The 15192-nt window shown below is 50.3% G+C and carries 13 protein-coding genes and 1 pseudogene; 4 read left to right on the top strand and 10 right to left on the bottom strand.

The features are described from left to right. Position 1 precedes the first annotated feature (1 nt). From ACTHRH_RS07400 to ACTHRH_RS07390, 3 genes are read right to left on the bottom strand one after another with little or no spacing between them, the layout of a single operon-like run. Positions 2-631, bottom strand: a complete 630-nt coding sequence (locus tag ACTHRH_RS07400; RefSeq protein ID WP_379289864.1) for a CpsD/CapB family tyrosine-protein kinase — start codon at positions 629-631, stop codon at positions 2-4. After that, a complete protein-coding gene (locus tag ACTHRH_RS07395) occupies positions 615-1340 on the bottom strand; it encodes a YveK family protein (RefSeq protein WP_379289866.1) in 726 nt (241 codons plus the stop codon). Before ACTHRH_RS07395 ends, ACTHRH_RS07400 begins: the two co-directional genes overlap by 17 nt. Positions 1341-1372: 32 nt before the next feature. After that, positions 1373-2794 (bottom strand): UDP-glucose dehydrogenase family protein, encoded by a 1422-nt coding sequence (locus ACTHRH_RS07390; RefSeq protein WP_379289868.1) that lies wholly within the window; start codon positions 2792-2794, stop codon positions 1373-1375. A 505-nt stretch (positions 2795-3299) separates the two neighbouring features. Here ACTHRH_RS07390 and ACTHRH_RS07385 point away from each other — a divergent pair. Then, positions 3300-4652, top strand: a complete 1353-nt coding sequence (locus tag ACTHRH_RS07385; RefSeq protein WP_379288095.1) for a hypothetical protein — start codon at positions 3300-3302, stop codon at positions 4650-4652. Here the strand turns inward: ACTHRH_RS07385 and ACTHRH_RS07380 are convergent. Genes ACTHRH_RS07380 through galU form a run of 3 tightly spaced genes read right to left on the bottom strand, consistent with a single transcriptional unit; the run spans position 4631 to position 7195 of the window. Beyond that, positions 4631-5623 carry a UDP-glucuronic acid decarboxylase family protein gene (locus ACTHRH_RS07380; protein ID WP_379288097.1) on the bottom strand — a complete coding sequence of 331 codons (993 nt, stop codon included), beginning with the start codon at positions 5621-5623 and terminating at the stop codon, positions 4631-4633. The genes ACTHRH_RS07385 and ACTHRH_RS07380 overlap by 22 nt on opposite strands. A gap of 22 nt (positions 5624-5645) precedes the next feature. Further along, on the bottom strand, positions 5646-6284 hold the full coding sequence (locus tag ACTHRH_RS07375) for a sugar transferase (RefSeq protein ID WP_379288099.1): 639 nt from the start codon (positions 6282-6284) through the stop codon (positions 5646-5648). 8 nt (positions 6285-6292) lie between these two features. Further along, positions 6293-7195 (bottom strand): UTP--glucose-1-phosphate uridylyltransferase GalU, encoded by a 903-nt coding sequence (gene galU, locus ACTHRH_RS07370; protein WP_379288101.1) that lies wholly within the window; start codon positions 7193-7195, stop codon positions 6293-6295. Between the two features lie 190 nt (positions 7196-7385). On the opposite strand from galU, the pseudogene ACTHRH_RS07365 reads away from it, so the two are divergent. The 3 genes and pseudogenes from ACTHRH_RS07365 to ACTHRH_RS07355 all read left to right on the top strand — a co-directional run. Then, a pseudogene (locus ACTHRH_RS07365) lies at positions 7386-7577 on the top strand (helix-turn-helix domain-containing protein); the annotation flags it as partial. 213 nt (positions 7578-7790) lie between these two features. Beyond that, a complete protein-coding gene (locus ACTHRH_RS07360) occupies positions 7791-8642 on the top strand; it encodes a stalk domain-containing protein (protein ID WP_440414836.1) in 852 nt (283 codons plus the stop codon). 232 nt (positions 8643-8874) lie between these two features. After that, positions 8875-9519, top strand: a complete 645-nt coding sequence (locus ACTHRH_RS07355; protein ID WP_440414834.1) for a metal-dependent hydrolase — start codon at positions 8875-8877, stop codon at positions 9517-9519. Positions 9520-9613: 94 nt separating this feature from the next. On the opposite strand, the gene ACTHRH_RS07350 is transcribed toward ACTHRH_RS07355, so the two are convergent. The 4 genes from ACTHRH_RS07350 to ACTHRH_RS07335 all read right to left on the bottom strand — a co-directional run bounded on the left by ACTHRH_RS07350 (position 9614) and on the right by ACTHRH_RS07335 (position 15124). Next, positions 9614-9868 (bottom strand): hypothetical protein, encoded by a 255-nt coding sequence (locus ACTHRH_RS07350; protein ID WP_144939090.1) that lies wholly within the window; start codon positions 9866-9868, stop codon positions 9614-9616. A gap of 112 nt (positions 9869-9980) precedes the next feature. Then, positions 9981-12101 carry a TIM-barrel domain-containing protein gene (locus ACTHRH_RS07345; RefSeq protein WP_440414832.1) on the bottom strand — a complete coding sequence of 707 codons (2121 nt, stop codon included), beginning with the start codon at positions 12099-12101 and terminating at the stop codon, positions 9981-9983. Positions 12102-12269: 168 nt separating this feature from the next. Then, on the bottom strand, positions 12270-14105 hold the full coding sequence (locus tag ACTHRH_RS07340) for a cache domain-containing sensor histidine kinase (RefSeq protein ID WP_440414830.1): 1836 nt from the start codon (positions 14103-14105) through the stop codon (positions 12270-12272). Beyond that, positions 14102-15124, bottom strand: coding sequence for a response regulator transcription factor (locus tag ACTHRH_RS07335; protein ID WP_150960311.1), 1023 nt, complete (start codon positions 15122-15124; stop codon positions 14102-14104). Before ACTHRH_RS07335 ends, ACTHRH_RS07340 begins: the two co-directional genes overlap by 4 nt. Between the last annotated feature and the right edge of the window lie 68 nt (positions 15125-15192).

The following is a 15192-nucleotide window of genomic DNA, read 5'->3' as shown; positions in this document are numbered from 1 at the left end:
TCTAATGGAATACGTAGCCTATCAATTGGCCGTTCACATGCTCGAAATCTTTCATCAGCTGGCGAATTTCCTTCGTTGTAACGACCCCGCTCTTGACCACGAGCAGGGTTCCGCTGCTCTGGGCGGCCAGAAACAAGCTGTCTGCCGATTCCCCGGCGGCCGGGGAATCGATAACGATGACATCGTACTGCTCCTTATAGCGCTCCAGCAGTTTTCCTATCTCCCCGGTGATTATCAAATCCGAAGAAGACATGACCGCCCTTCCCGCGCAGAACAGGCTCAAGTTATCGATCATCGTATCATGAACGCCCTCATACACCCCGCACTTGCCTGCCAATACATCTGCAAGACCGATATCATTCGGTATGACGAACCATTGATGCAGATCCGGCTCGGATAAGTTCGCATCGATGAGAAGCACTTTCTTCCCTGACTGAGCGAACGAGACAGCCAAATTGGCCGCCACATAGGTTTTGCCTTCCCCCTGTTTCGCCGATGTAACATGAAGCACCGGCTTGCTCACTCCTGCGAAAGAGTAGTCAATTCGGGTGCGAAGAAATTTGAAATCCTCTGCAGCCTTGGATTGCGGATTTACGTGTGCGATTAACGTGCGGTTAGCCAAGGTGGCCATAAGAAGCTTCACCTACCTGTCTCAATTTGGTCTGATTTTCCGCTCTTTTAAAATCCTTCTTCTCAATCCGTGAAATCTCACCTAACTGTTTAAGCCCTAGCTCCTGCTCCAGGACACCGGCAGAGCGAATGGTAGGATCCGCGAGTTCCCTTCCAATGGCCCAGGCAGCCGAAAGTATACCGGATACGGTAAAGGCAAGAAGGACATTGACCATCCGTTTCGAAGTCGGCTTAGCCTCTTGATTCCCCTTGCTGTCCGGCAAAATGGTTACTTCCTCCACCTTCAAAATCCAGGCCGCCTGAGTTTCGAACGATTTGGCAACGGCCTGCACAATCTGCTGAGCCTTGCTGTAGGAATGATCCTCTATACTAATGGTGATCATTTGAGAATCTTTAGCGGATGTCACCTTAAGCTTCTTCTCCAGCTTCTCTACATCCAAGCCCCATTCCGGATGGCTGGCGACTGTTTGACTCAGAACGGAGGGAGATTTAATCAGTTCCTTGTACGTATTAATCAACAGCAGCCCGGCGTTCACTGCACTGTAATCCTGCTTCTCCGAGCTTCCGGCAATCAGCTTCACCGATGCCTCATAGTTTGGGGGAAGGACAAAATAACTAAGCCAAACCGCTGTCGCCGTCGTGACAATGACAAAAGAAATGATCCACCCTATCCGCTTGCGAATCATATGGATATAATCGATTAATTCCATAGTGAACCTCCCCATTAGATGTTTACGGCAGCCTACACAACATGGGACAATGTCGGTCGGGAAGCACTCTGACCGGCAGCTTTATCCGTTCCCAATCCCAGTCCTTCGTACATAAAACCAAGCCCGCGCATTTCCTCGGGATTCAGGAAATTTCTTGTATCCAGAATATAGGGGGATCTCATCGCTTCATGCATCCATTTCCAATCGAGCACCTTATATTCCGGCCAGTGCGTGACCAGTACCAGGACATCCGCCCCTTCAGCAACCTGTTCTCCAGTTGAACAATAGATGACAGGAAGATCATTATTTCTTTGATGAAAGCCGGTCATTCCTTTAGGATCATGCGCCCTGATAACTGCTCCGCATTCACTAAATTTCCTGATCAGGACGGCGGCCTGGGTATGACGGGTATCATCCGTATTCGGTTTAAACGTGAGACCGAGAATTCCTATCGTTCTGTTCTGCAGGGAGCCGATCCGGTCATGAACTTTATTCGCAATATATAAATGCATTTGATAGTTCGATTCAATGGCCGCTTTAACGATGCTGAGCTCCTGCCCATGCTTCTGGCTGGCATTCAACAATTCAGCGGTGTCTTTAGGAAAGCAGCTCCCGCTCCAGCCGCTAGAAACCTGCAGAAACTGGTTTCCGATTCTTGAATCTAGCCCCATTCCTTGAGCTACATCCATAACATTGGCACCAACGGCTTCGCAAAATCTCGCGACTTCATTGATATAACTGATTTTGACGGCCAGGAAGGCATTGGAGGCATATTTGATCATCTCCGCACTGCGCAAATCCGTTTCAAAATAAACCGGGGGAACAATTTCCCGTTCCTGTATTCCAAGAAGCTGTGCAGCTTTAACGAGAAGGTCCCGGCGCATAAAGGGGGCATACAGCTCCTTTAATCTCTCTTTGGCACGCCCGGCGGAAGCCCCGACAACGATTCGGTCAGGGAAGAACACATCTTCGAGCGCATGACCCTCGCGCAGAAATTCAGGATTGCTGGCTACCGCAAAATGCTCTCCCGGCCTCAGACCGCTAATATGTTCTATCATCGAAGTTACTTCTTCCCCGGTACCGACCGGGACCGTTGATTTGTTGACGATGACGGTAAACCGGTCGGGATTCAAATGCTTCGCAATGTTGGCCGCTGCTGCTCTTATATAGGATAAATCTGCACTTCCATCTTCGAGGGACGGGGTGCCTACTCCGATAAATACTACATCCGCATCGTACACGGATTGGTAGCTGGTAGAAGCGAACAAGAAAGTGCCCGCTTGCAGCTGTATCAAGTCCTGCAGTCCCGGCTCGTAAATGGGGCTCGTTCCTGCGTTTATGGCATCGACTTTGGCAGCGTCAATGTCGATAATGGTGCAATGATGCCCCATAACTGACAGAGACGTTCCCGTTACGCTTCCGATATAACCTGCTCCAATGCAAGTAATTTTCATGTTCTTCCTCCGATTAATGGCTTAAATAAAAAGCTCCTAACGGAGCCCTTTCGAAAAATTTGCAACAAGGCATTTAACCTTCCCTCACATCACACCCTCGACGATTAACGTCTAAGGCCCTTGAGAGGACCCACAGTGTGATCGAGTGCCTCCAGTGATACAGGTTCAGGAGACATTACCTCAGATACCAAACGGATCTTTTTTTGTTGATTTTTTCTTATTTTTGATACATATTGTATCAGTTTGGTTATTAATTTATACTAAAAAGAGTTGGACGTCAATTACAAAAATAGAAATTTTAACCTGTCCCTTTCTCTTTTGAAGTCATTTATTTTTCTATTTTTGAAAATAGTTTCATAGAGTTTTCACAACGGCAATTGAAAGTCTAACTTGAAGTGAAGCGGTTATTAAATGGCCGGATAATTATGATTTCCCGCAGCTGTCCAAGCATTTATAAGTCTTTATTCATATTTTGTAGTATCCCCTCCTAGAAAGGAGATGACATATGAGCTCGCAAATTTTCAAAGGAACGATCGTCACTCTACTAATTCTTCTACTGCTGTCCTATTCCGATGCACCCAAATCTCCTGACCGCAAAGGGTTCGATATCCCTTCGCTTCTCGGCTCCGGAAATTTCACCAACGGAGATACCAATGTTGTGGAAGACCTGGAATTTCTGCAGAGCCTTAGACTGGGATGGGCCCGGGTCAACCTCTATCCTAACTGGTACTACAAGGACGGCGCCCCTACTCCCCAAACCATTGACAGTATTGTAGCGATGATGTTCGAACACAACATTACTCCGATGCTGCTGTTCGAATACTACGGAAACTATGAATCCAAAGGAATTCCCATCGGAGATTATGACAAATGGTATTCTATCGGCCGCCAATTCGCCGAACGCTTCAGACCGGGAGGTACCTGGGCCCAAATGTACCATGTCCGTGACTGGGGTATAACCGTTTACTCAGCCTTCAACGAACCGGATGTGGAAGCTTCGATCGATCGGCAAGCTTACCGGCAAGCGCTCGAAGGGTTAGCGGACGGAGTTCATTCGGTGGACAGCTCTCTCAAGGTCATCCCGGGCGGATTCAGCTCGCAGAATGCCTTTAAGGACTGGACCTTAAAGGGGTATGGCCCGGTCATTGCCCCGCTGATTAATTCCGGAAAACTGGACGGGCTCGATCTTCATACGTATTTTGACCTGCAATATACCCCGATCAGTGGAACCTATTCAAGCTCTGTTCAATACGCATTCGATCAAGTCAAGGCACGTTCGGGAATTACAAGAGACATTCCGTTCTACACGACCGAGTTCAACGTGAAAGACCGTAATCCTACAAATCCATCATCATCGCTGCCCCCCGAGCAGTTGGCCAACTATTTCCTGACGGCCATCTGGGATTCTCTCGGAGTTGTCAAAAATGACGGGCATTCTCCGGCAACGCGATTCGCCATGCCCTTCTCGCTTCTGCTTACCCCGGAAGAAGATCCCTGGTATGGATTGTTCTCGGGAAAAACCGATGCGTCCACCGGATTGACGGCGAGAGCCAACGTACTGAGAATGGTCTCCAAGCTGACTTCTGGAATGTATTTTGAATACCTGGATCCGAAAGTGACGGGCACCTACGTTCTCTCGGGCAGCTTCAAGAAAGTATGGGTATGGCAAAATAGAAAGGGATGGACCAATCAGCCCGGAACGGAATTTACCATTTCCGGCATTCCAAGCTATGCCACCAAGATCTACATTTACAGATGGAGTGGTCTATGGAAGACGATCGGACTCAAACAAAGTGTCGCGTCCTATCGAATCACCGGACTCGTGCCGGAAGAAACCTACATGTTCGTCGCCGAGTAATAGCCTCCCTCCTGCTCTTCCATTTGCTGCCTATAGGCCGCTATCGTTCTTTGTAATCCCTCCCATAAATCAATTTGAGGCTCCCAGCCAAGCAGCCGCTTGGCTTTCTGTATGACCGGCCTGCGAACCTTGGGATCGTCACAAGGCAATGGATGGAAGGTTATCCGGCTGTCGGATCCCGTAAGCTGTTTTACCAGCTCCGCCACCCGCAGGATGGAATACTCCTTCGTGTTTCCTATGTTAATAATTTGACCGTTAGCTTCATCGCGTTCCATCATTAGCAGAAGACCGCGAATATTGTCATCTACATAACAGAAGGAGCGGGTTTGCGAACCGTCGCCATAGACGGTAATCGGCTCCCCTCTCAGAGCCTGGGTAACGAAATTGGAGATGACCCGGCCGTCATCATTGCGCAATCCTGCGGAATATGTATTAAAGATGCGCGCTACTTTAACCCGGACCCCGTAGCGATGGGCGTACTCATAACAATAAACTTCGCCCAGCCTTTTGCTCTCGTCATAACAAGCTCGCGGCCCCCATGTATTGACATTTCCCCGATATTCCTCCTCCTGGGGATGGATCTCGGGATCTCCATAGGCTTCACTGGTACTGGTATAAAGCAGCTTCGCCCCGTTCCTCCGGGCCAGCTCCAGCATGTGGTAAGTTCCCAGCGTATTCACCGCAATCGTTTCGAGAGGTTGTGCCTGATAAAATTTAGGCGAAGCCGGGGATGCGAGATGAAAGATGGCCTTGACCTTATCCATATAAGGGAGGGCCAGCACCTCCCGTTCACAAACATCGCGCTCAACGAATGTAAACCGCGGATTCTTCAAGTACGGCTCTAAGTTGCTCTTCCTGCCGGAGGACAGATTATCGAGCCCGATGACCTCCTGGCCTTGTTCCAACAGCTTCGCGGTCAGATGCGAGCCAAGGAAACCTGCAGCTCCCGTAACCAAAATTTTATTCTCCATAAACTTCCACCCTTTTCAGTTGTTAATAAGTATTGCTTTTCAGCATTACCAAGGCAGTTCTTAACAGAATGTATACATCCATCCGCCAAGAAATATTTTGGATATATGTAAAATCGTGGTGTAGATTATGATGAATCGGGGCTTTGCGATCAGCGCTGGTTTGCCAAAGTCCGGTTATTCCCGGTTTGACCAGGAATCTCTGCCTCTCCTTCTCCCCGTAAGCATCCTGTACAATTGAAAGCTGCTCCGGCCTGGGACCCACGAAGCTCATCTCGCCGCGCAAAATATTGAGAAGCTGGGGAAGCTCATCCAGACTGGTTTTGCGAATCCATTTGCCAACCTTCGTAATTCTCGGATCATCCGTCGATTCCGGAGATCTCCCTTCTTTGGGAACATGCGTATACATCGTTCTGAGCTTGTAGATCGTGAAAACTTTGCCGTCCTTCCCCACCCTCTTCTGTCTAAACAGAGCCGGACCCTCCGATTCCAGCTTGATCAGAAGGCAGAGAAGGAGGAGGAGCGGAGCGACAACCGGCAGCAATAACAATCCGGCAGTCCAGTCTAGAGCCGGTTTAATTATGGAGCAGTAAAAACCGTACGGCCTCGAAAGCTCTACTGACGACTGTGCTTCTGTACTCGATTTGGTTATAATCCCTTCCATGGACTAGATCACCCGGTTACTCCAATTTTGTTGGCGGTTCTTTCCAATTCTCCGGAGAGCGTAAGCAAATAATCACGCCATTCCGAATACAGATCCTCCCTCTTTAGCGCGAATTCGACATTGGCCTGCAGAAAGCCCAGCTTGGTGCCCACATCATACAATCTTCCTTCATACAAATAGCCGAACAGCGGTTCATAGCGGGTCAATTGCTGCAGCGCATCCGTTAATTGAATTTCGCCGCCTCTGCCCGGCGCCAATCCCCTGATCAAATCGAATATGCGTGGAGTGAGGATATATCTTCCCACAATCGCATGATTGGACGGCGCCTTCGCTTGAGGCTTCTCAACCAGTTGATCGATGCTCGACAACCTGCCCGTAAGATAGGTTCCCGATGCCACCCCGTATTTGTGCACTTCACTCCAGGGTACCGGCTGAAGGGCAATGACGGAGGATTCTTTCGCATCGTATACATCCATCAACTGCCTTAAGCAGGGGACATCGCTGTCGATAATCATATCCCCAAGCAGGACGGCAAAAGGCTCGTTGCCAATAAACTTCCGTGCTGACCAAACGGCATGACCGAGTCCAAGCGGCTCCTTCTGCCGGACATAGTGAATGTCTATCAGATTGGATACGTCCTTTACGATCTGCAGCAGCTCCTCCTTCTTGTTTTCTTCCAGAGCGGATTCCAATTCATGATTGTAGTCAAAGTGATTTTCAATGGAGTTCTTGTTACGACCTGTAACGATAATCAGATCATAGATTCCCGACCGGACCGCCTCTTCAACAATGTACTGAATGGTTGGAACATCCACGATGGGCAGCATCTCTTTCGGGATGGCCTTGGTCGCCGGCAAAAAGCGGGTGCCTAGACCCGCCGCTGGGATGATCGCTTTTTTTACTTTGCTCATTTCACTACTCCTCCTTGAATCTCAACTGAAATCGGCCAGCCCAAAATGAAATGCCAGCTCTAAATTATAGTTGTCAACTTACTATTTATTAGATACAATATGTATCATCATAAACCTAATTTAGTATACAATATGTAACGTGTCAATAGCCGCTTTTGTCACCTTTAGCATAGAGAAAGGAGTTTGGTTCATGAAGTACGGCCGCCGAATTGCGAAATTACGGGAAAACAAAGGGTTTACTCAAGAACAGATGGCACAATTTCTGAATATATCGCGAGCTTCCCTTTCCCATTACGAGAAGAACCGCAGGAGACCCGATGTGGAGACGTTAAAAAAAATGGCCGATCTCTTTCAGGTTTCGACTGATTATTTGATCGGACGGAAGGTCAACCTCAACTGCACGGGTTGGGAAGTCCTCCCCGATCTGCCCGAGGAAGAGGAAGGAGACTGACGCTTTTCCTGTGGAAGCGCTTTATAGCGATGTCATCTGCATTTAAAATAAAATATTGAATGTATCATGCAACATTCTGGGCCTTCTTCCCGTCTACATAGATGCAAAGGAAATTCCCACCATTGACAATCAGGAGGATACATAATGAACAAGATGCTAAAATCAGTCGCTGTCGTTGCTTTGTCTGTAGGATTGATCGGGTCTACCGCAGTCGCTGCCTCAACCGCGGACTGGACGGAGGTCAAGGCGATATTTAACCATAAGATGAAAGTAGCCATTGACGGACAAGCCCCCGAATCCCCCATGACGCCCCTAATGGTGGACGGAGTGGCTTATTTACCGGTCCGTGATTTGGGAGAAGCGCTCGGCATGAATGTAATCTGGAACGAGCAGGAGTACAGAATCGATATCCAGAATGGGCCGAAGGAGGCTGTCACCGATACGATGGAGGCCATAGTACTGGACGTGCAGGCAGCGGCCAACAGTGGAGATCGGATTGTCAACGTACTATCCTTGGGGGCGGATTCTCCGTATCCGGTGATCCGGCTGATCGTCCCTGCAGACCTAAACATCACCGGACCCGAGTCCGAGGATTCTAAAGAAGCACCTGAATTAAAGCCTGGAATGAAAATAGAAGCGACTTATAGTCTGGCCATGACCCGCAGCCTCCCGCCGCAAACCCGCGCTGAAGCCTTCCGTATCATTCATGAGCTCGGACAAGTGGAAGGTACCGTACAGTCCGTCAAATCCACCGATCATGGATGGACTATCAAGGTGGACGAGAAAGAAGGCGATCCAACCAGCGGCGTCATTCTTCATATCGCTGAGGATACGGTAATCCGATCAGGAGCGATGGCGGAGCCCGCCAAAGCGGACGAAATCCGGGAGGGAGCGAAAATCAAAGCTTATTACGGTCCGATCATGACCATGAGCTTGCCGCCCCAAAGCTCCGCACAAGCCATCATCCTGTTGGATGGCACCGATTCGCCGGAGTAATGCGTATAATTCCGGCCCGATAGGGTTTCACCGTTTACCTTAACCGATATGCAATAATAATTTATAAGAACCTCGGCAATCTCATTGAATAATGATGATTGGAGGTTCTTTTTTCATGCCGCTCAAGCTCTCTCGAAAATATTGCCATATAAGCGGTCGCGGCGATTGTTAAATGCAGTTACAAAGTGTATAATAAAAGATCAGAACATATGTTTCTAATTCGGGAGGAATTATGAAAGGCTCTACTCATCTTGCTATCGGCGCGGCCATTGGCGTGTTTGCCGGACTGTACCATTCGATGGATTTTAAAGAAGGGGCTATGTGTGTGGCGGCGGCCGCCTTCTCCTCCTTAAGTGCCGACCTGGACGGCAACAGCATTCTGAGCGGCAAATTGGATAAAATGTCCAAGCTGCTCCGAGAAAGCATTCTGGGCCTGGGGATTTTATCCGTAGGGGCTGTTCTTTACTTCTATTTTTACCGCCATCTCTTCTATATGGAGTGGACTATGGTGGCCACCGCCCTGTTTCTTCTCGGCCTGATTACGCGTCAAGGAGTTATCCGCAATTTTCTGCTGAGTCTTATCGGGATCGGTCTGATTTATTGGGGATGGCAGAATGAAATGATCTGGATGGCCGGACTCGGCCTGTTCATTTCCTGGGCCCCTTGGTTAAAGCACAGAGGGATGACCCATACCTTATGGGCTGTATTTCTATGGTGGGCAATCGGGTTGGGATTGGAGCGTCAAGTCGGTATTGAGGGGATCGCCGCTTTGTCCGCCATCAGCTATTTTTCTCACCTGCTGGCAGATACTTTTACACCGAGCGGGGTTAAGTGGCTGTACCCTTTATACAAGAAACCGATCCGCCTTCTCAGGTAAGAAAGAGAAAACCTGCCGCATGATTATCCCGGCAGGTTTGGCAGGCTGGGGCGGCAGCCCCCCTCATCTCTATGAAACTTTTTGAGAGCCGCTTCTAATTCTTATCCCCGTCCTCGGGATCTTCCCTGTTGGCCCGTTTCATATATTCATCATACCGGTCATCCACTTCTTTACCCATGGTCCGGAACCGCTTCGTCTCCTCAACGATGGGATCCAACTGGACGGTCTGCCGGATTTCATATTTGGATGGTAGGCGTCCGACCGCTTCATCATCCGGATCACCCTTATTGAATTCTCCCTCCAGCAGAGTCTCCGTAACGATTTTCTCCAGTTTATCCTTATCCTTCATGTCGTCCCTCCTATTTAAACACGGTGAGTAACCAGAATGATTCCTATTATATCCTAATTAGAAACAGGCCAATCCCGATCCACTGCCTGTGACCGCCCTCTTCTGCCTGCTCCTATTTCGTGCCTAAATGGTGACATACCCAAGTAAACCCGCTATAAGCCGAAGACCAGCCCTGTTCGGCCGGGGAGACCGATGTTTCGTAGCGGCCCTCTTCCAACACCCGAAGCACGGCTTCCCGCCACCGATACTCCCCTTGTTCGTAAGCGAAGCTTTCTCCGTCATCATCGAACAAGCGGAACTTGCCCGAGGCCGTGCCATAATGATGCAGCTCGATAGCTACCTGCTCCCCTTGTCGCGGGACATGCGGCAGCTCCGGCATCATCGGAATGATCGAGCCGTCCCGCACATAGACAGGAATAGTGTCCAGTCCGGGGGAGGCCTCGATATAACGTCCCCCTTCATGACGGATTCCGGTATCGAAATCGTACCATACCCCTTCCGGCAAATAAACCTGGCGGCTCCGTTCACCGGCGAACAGAGGAGCTACCAGCATGGAATCACCGAGCATATATTGGTCGTCCAGCTCGCTTTCCGCTGAAGCCCCATACGCGAAATCCGTCGAGTCCAGCTTACTCTCCCCCCGCGCATTTCGGGCCGCGAACGCTTCTTCCAGGGCCATCGGCCGGATAGGAGGAACCCCTTCTTCGTGATAGCGGGCGAAGGCCGAGTATAGATATGGAATCAACCGCATTCTCAAGCGGATATACTTGATGACGACAGGCTCAGCTTCGGGGAAGGACCACGGCTTCGTCCCGTCCGCCCAAGCGTTCAGCATGGCCAGCGGCGACAAGCAGACTACCTGCATCCGCCGGACCCAGTCTTCCGCATTCTCCGCTTTCCGCACCTCGGGAGTCCACAGCAAGCCGCTGAAGCCGGAATTGCATAATGCCCGTACGAAAGAGCGGTGATCATACAAGTCGGAATACAGAACATAAGGCATGGAAGAGGCGCATCCATTGGACGCTCTGACGAGACCGTAGGTTCTTCGGCCGGCGGCGCGGAACAGGTCCGCTGTCATCTTCTGCAGCGCCAAGCCGTAGATCTGGCGCATTTGCTCGCCATCATACCCGGACGGAAACTCGGCATGCTCGGGAAATATCCATGAATTACGCGTCAGTTCGCTCCCATCGCATTCGTCCAGCTTATATCCGGACACTCCCTTGTCCACATGCTCCCGGCGGTGCTGATCGCTGTAAATTTGCCGCGCTTCCGGCAATGTATAGTCCGGCACCAATCCATGCCATACCGTATGGGAGCCGGATAGTGCCTTAAGCGGCTCGTAGATTCCTGCATCCGGAGATACGTAAGGATGCTCCCACAGATTGACGCGGAAACCGTTCTTCTTCATCTCGTCTACAAAGCCGGCCGGATCCGGGAATCTCCCTTCATGCCACTCGTACGTTACCGGATAGCTTCTGCTGTGCCAACCCGGCTCCAGCCCGATGACATCGCACGGCACCCCCCGCTCGCGAAATTCCATGGCTTCCTTCAGCACCTCATCCGCCGAATAGCTCTTCGGCACCCGGTGCCAGAAGCCCAGCCCCCATCTTGGAGGCAGGACTCCCCCGCCATGATACAGGTTATAGCGGCGAACCGCATCCAATATGGTCGGGCCGGCAAATACATACAACTCAGCCCCCTGATCCGGGATAACCATCTCGACTTGGTCCGAAACCGGAGTCGCCTTCCAGTCCGGGTCGCTGTTGCGGTCCTTCGCTTCCCCGTACAGACAGTCCGAACGCACTGCGGACCCGCAGTAAATGGTTGCGATGCGCGAGGTATCTACATATATTCCGTATCCAAGACTGGAGACGTACCATGGAACCGGCGCATGAGTCTCGCCGGTATCCTGCTTCGGATCGCTGTTCACACGCAAATATCTCGTCCGCCCGCGATGATTCATCCGCATGAACTGAAGACCCAGCCCATACAGCCGCTCATCCCTTTGCAGCGGAAGAGTAATGACGGTTCGAAGCTGGTCCGTCCTAAGCTCAATCTCACTCAGTTGGAAAGGCAGGCTGCCGCTTCCCATTCGCTCCAGCGCCTCCGTCTTATGTAACGGCTGGACGATCGAAGACGGCGTCCGCCCGGAAGGATTCCCGACGCGAAGTCTCCATACGCCGGCCGCCACCTCCTCCCAGCCTTTGTCAGCGGAAATCCAACGATTTTCCATATACAAAGCTCCTCTCCCATGTTCGTTTAACGGCTGGCACTTATCGGACCAAGGTCGCCTCCTCTAACACCCGGTTTCCCGGAACTCCGCAGGGGGCAGGACTTGCTGACGTCCCGATTCGCAAACGGGTTCGCCCAAGCAATAGAGCTGTCCTGTCCCATAATCCGTTCAAGCCGTTCCCGGAGGTTTGATTCCGTTGCCATGCAGGGGCATATTCATAATCATTCTGGTCCCTCGTCCCGGCTCACTCTCTATCGTCAGCCCATACTCCTCTCCGAACACCATTTGGATACGCCGGTGAACATTAACCATTCCAATCCCGCCTTTATCCTTCCGCGAGCCATCCTCCTCATCCGCAAGCCGATTGGTCTGCAGCTTGGACTGCAGCCGCTGCAAATGATCAAGTGCGATCCCGACCCCATTGTCCTCCACGATGACGCGGAACCGGTCTCCCTTCTCCTCCGCATCGATCCGTATCCAGTGATGATCCTCCACTCCATCCGGAAAGGCATGCTGAAACACATTTTCCACCAAAGGCTGCAGGGTCAGACGCACCATCTTCTTCAGCAAAAATCTTGGAGGAACGGACACATCAATTTCGAATTCGCGGTCTATTCGGTGTTTTAGAATAATCATATAGTTAAGGACGTGGTTCAATTCATTCGCAACGGTAATCTCCTCCAGATTGGTCTGAATCGAATACCGGAGCATGTATGCCATCGCTTTCACAATATCCGATATTTCCTCTGAATCCTGCACTGCGGCGTAACATACAATCGTCTCCAGAGTGTTGTACAGAAAGTGGGGATTAATCTGAAGCTGCAGCGATTGGAATTCCGCCTTCTGTCTCTCCATCTGGGTTTCGTGATTTTTCAGCTCCGCCTCATAAACCTGCTCCACCAACTCGGACAATCGGTTGACCATCAGATTGTAACGGACCATAAGCTCCGTGATTTCATCCTTCTGCTCGGGCAGCGGAATCATCATCCAGTTTCCTTTTTCCGTTTGCCTCATTCCTTTTTTGAGTACCTGGATGGGGCGGGTAATGGAGCGGCTGAACCGGTACGCCAGCAGAGAAGCGAATGCAAACGTGAACAATCCTACAATGATCGTCGTCATCCTTATGCTTGAGACGGGCTTCATAATTTCATCCATTGGCATGGATACGACCAGATTCCAGCCGGAATAATCCGACTTGCGGCTCATGAACATCCGCTCGCGGCCTTCTTCGTTCACCATAAACATCTGCTCATCCGCGTGTAAAATGTTGTCCCTGAACGTTCCTTCCACATCGGTACGAATCCGGGAAGGATCCGGATGATAGACGATTTTCCCCATCTTATCCACGATAAAAAAATAACCGTCCTCGCCCAAATCGACTCCGTTCCACAGAGCAGACAGCTCCATTGATTTAATTTCAATGGCGAGAATTCCCTTGTAATCGGTAGAGGAGTAGCCCTTGATCTGCCGGGCAAGCCTCACCACCTGCTTGTCATACGATGGAAAAATGCTGCTGTTCATGATCGATAAGCTGCCGTCCGGCTTCGTGTATTCCAGCAAATACCGGAGCTGCTCCTCTATTTCGGCGGAAGAGAAAGTTTCATCCGGCATGCCGTTATAATCATAGATCGCGTTGCCGTCAAAGCTGATAATATAAATGGACAATATCTCCGGATTCCGGATCAGGATCGGCTGCAGCCCGACTTCCTTGATAAGCTTGCGATAATGATAATAATCGTAATCTTCCGGCGGATTGGGTAGGTCTATAAATTTCTTCACATCCCGATTGTTCAGAAGCGCGATAATGGAACGCTCATACGATTTCAGGTACAGGTCGGTATGATTAATGGCATTGTTAATAATTTGCGACATATGGCGCCTGATTTGGTCATCCAGCTCTTTCGAAGATTTACTGTAGGTGGATATGCCGACGGAAACGAGAGTCGCTACTATGATGACGAGAAAATACAAGAGTAGTTTCCGGTACAGACTGCCCTTGATCATTTAATCCCCAGCTTGGCCCGGTATTCCGACGGAGACTGACCGGTCACTTTTTTAAACATCTTCGTAAAATGGGGATAGTCCTCGTATCCGACCTCCGCCGCGACATCCACAATGCGAAAATGCGGAACCGCGAGCAGCTGCTGCGCTTTTTCCATCCTTCTCTTGATCCGGTATTGGACGAAGGTTTCGTTCGTCATCTTTTTGAACAGGGAGCTGAAGTAATTGGGCGTAAATCCGGCTTTCTCCGCAACCTCCTCGAGGGAGATTTCCTCGGACAGATGAAGCTCGATATAGGCCTTCGCCTCCTCCAGAGGATCCTTGAACCGGCCGTTTCTTTTCAGGCTCAGCTCATCCATGATCCGCTCCAACTGCCGTTCGAAAAAATCGAATGCTTCCTCCCGGGTCCGCGCTCCCATATATTCCGAGGAGATCCGGGGAAAAGAGGAGTCTCTAGCCTGCAGCCTTCTCTCAAGCATGCTTATACAATCTTTAAGCAATTCGCTGCATTGAAGCGCATTCATTCCCGTCGAGAAGCAGTCTTCTTTCCACTGCTGAACCAGCTTCTTCACCTTCTCCTGGTCCAAGGACCAGATGCACTGATCCGCCTGATCAATCCATTCCACATACCTGGAAATGGGAATGTAGCCTTTGACCGGCTTATTCAGCAATTTGTCCAATATGGCATGAACATCAGGCTTTGTAACCGGCTTCAATAAATAGTGCTTTACCCCGTAAGTCAAGCACTGCTGTGCATAAGCAAAATCCCCGTAGCCGGAAATGACTACGGTTTGAATATGATCGTACTGCTCATGAATATGCCTGCATAGCTCCAACCCGTCCATCTTGGGCATCCGGATGTCCGTGAAGATGATTTCAGGCTTATGTTCCTGTACAACCTCAAGCGCATGCACACCATTATTGGCGGTATATATGCTGGCAAGAGACGAATGATACTGCTCGGCCATCCTGACCAATCCTTTGCGAATGACCGGCTCGTCATCAACGATAAGTAAGTTCACAGCCTCGTCCCCCCTTCTCTCCATCTAAGGATGGAAAAAAGTATCCGCCCGAACGAACGTCGCAGCAG

Source organism: Paenibacillus sp. SAFN-117, from assembly GCF_051966115.1.
Lineage (GTDB): Bacteria > Bacillota > Bacilli > Paenibacillales > NBRC-103111 > Paenibacillus_L > Paenibacillus_L residui.
This window is presented reverse-complemented; position numbering and strand designations above follow the sequence as displayed.

Bases quoted from the DNA above. Each gene is read 5' to 3' on its own strand.
- ACTHRH_RS07400 (WP_379289864.1), bottom strand. From the start codon at position 631: ATGGCCACCTTGGCTAACCGCACGTTAATCGCACACGTAAATCCGCAA.
- ACTHRH_RS07395 (WP_379289866.1), bottom strand. From the start codon at position 1,340: ATGGAATTAATCGATTATATCCATATGATTCGCAAGCGGATAGGGTGG.
- ACTHRH_RS07390 (WP_379289868.1), bottom strand. From the start codon at position 2,794: ATGAAAATTACTTGCATTGGAGCAGGTTATATCGGAAGCGTAACGGGA.
- ACTHRH_RS07385 (WP_379288095.1), top strand. From the start codon at position 3,300: ATGAGCTCGCAAATTTTCAAAGGAACGATCGTCACTCTACTAATTCTT.
- ACTHRH_RS07380 (WP_379288097.1), bottom strand. From the start codon at position 5,623: ATGGAGAATAAAATTTTGGTTACGGGAGCTGCAGGTTTCCTTGGCTCG.
- ACTHRH_RS07375 (WP_379288099.1), bottom strand. From the start codon at position 6,284: ATGGAAGGGATTATAACCAAATCGAGTACAGAAGCACAGTCGTCAGTA.
- galU (WP_379288101.1), bottom strand. From the start codon at position 7,195: ATGAGCAAAGTAAAAAAAGCGATCATCCCAGCGGCGGGTCTAGGCACC.
- ACTHRH_RS07360 (WP_440414836.1), top strand. From the start codon at position 7,791: ATGAACAAGATGCTAAAATCAGTCGCTGTCGTTGCTTTGTCTGTAGGA.
- ACTHRH_RS07355 (WP_440414834.1), top strand. From the start codon at position 8,875: ATGAAAGGCTCTACTCATCTTGCTATCGGCGCGGCCATTGGCGTGTTT.
- ACTHRH_RS07350 (WP_144939090.1), bottom strand. From the start codon at position 9,868: ATGAAGGATAAGGATAAACTGGAGAAAATCGTTACGGAGACTCTGCTG.
- ACTHRH_RS07345 (WP_440414832.1), bottom strand. From the start codon at position 12,101: ATGGAAAATCGTTGGATTTCCGCTGACAAAGGCTGGGAGGAGGTGGCG.
- ACTHRH_RS07340 (WP_440414830.1), bottom strand. From the start codon at position 14,105: ATGATCAAGGGCAGTCTGTACCGGAAACTACTCTTGTATTTTCTCGTC.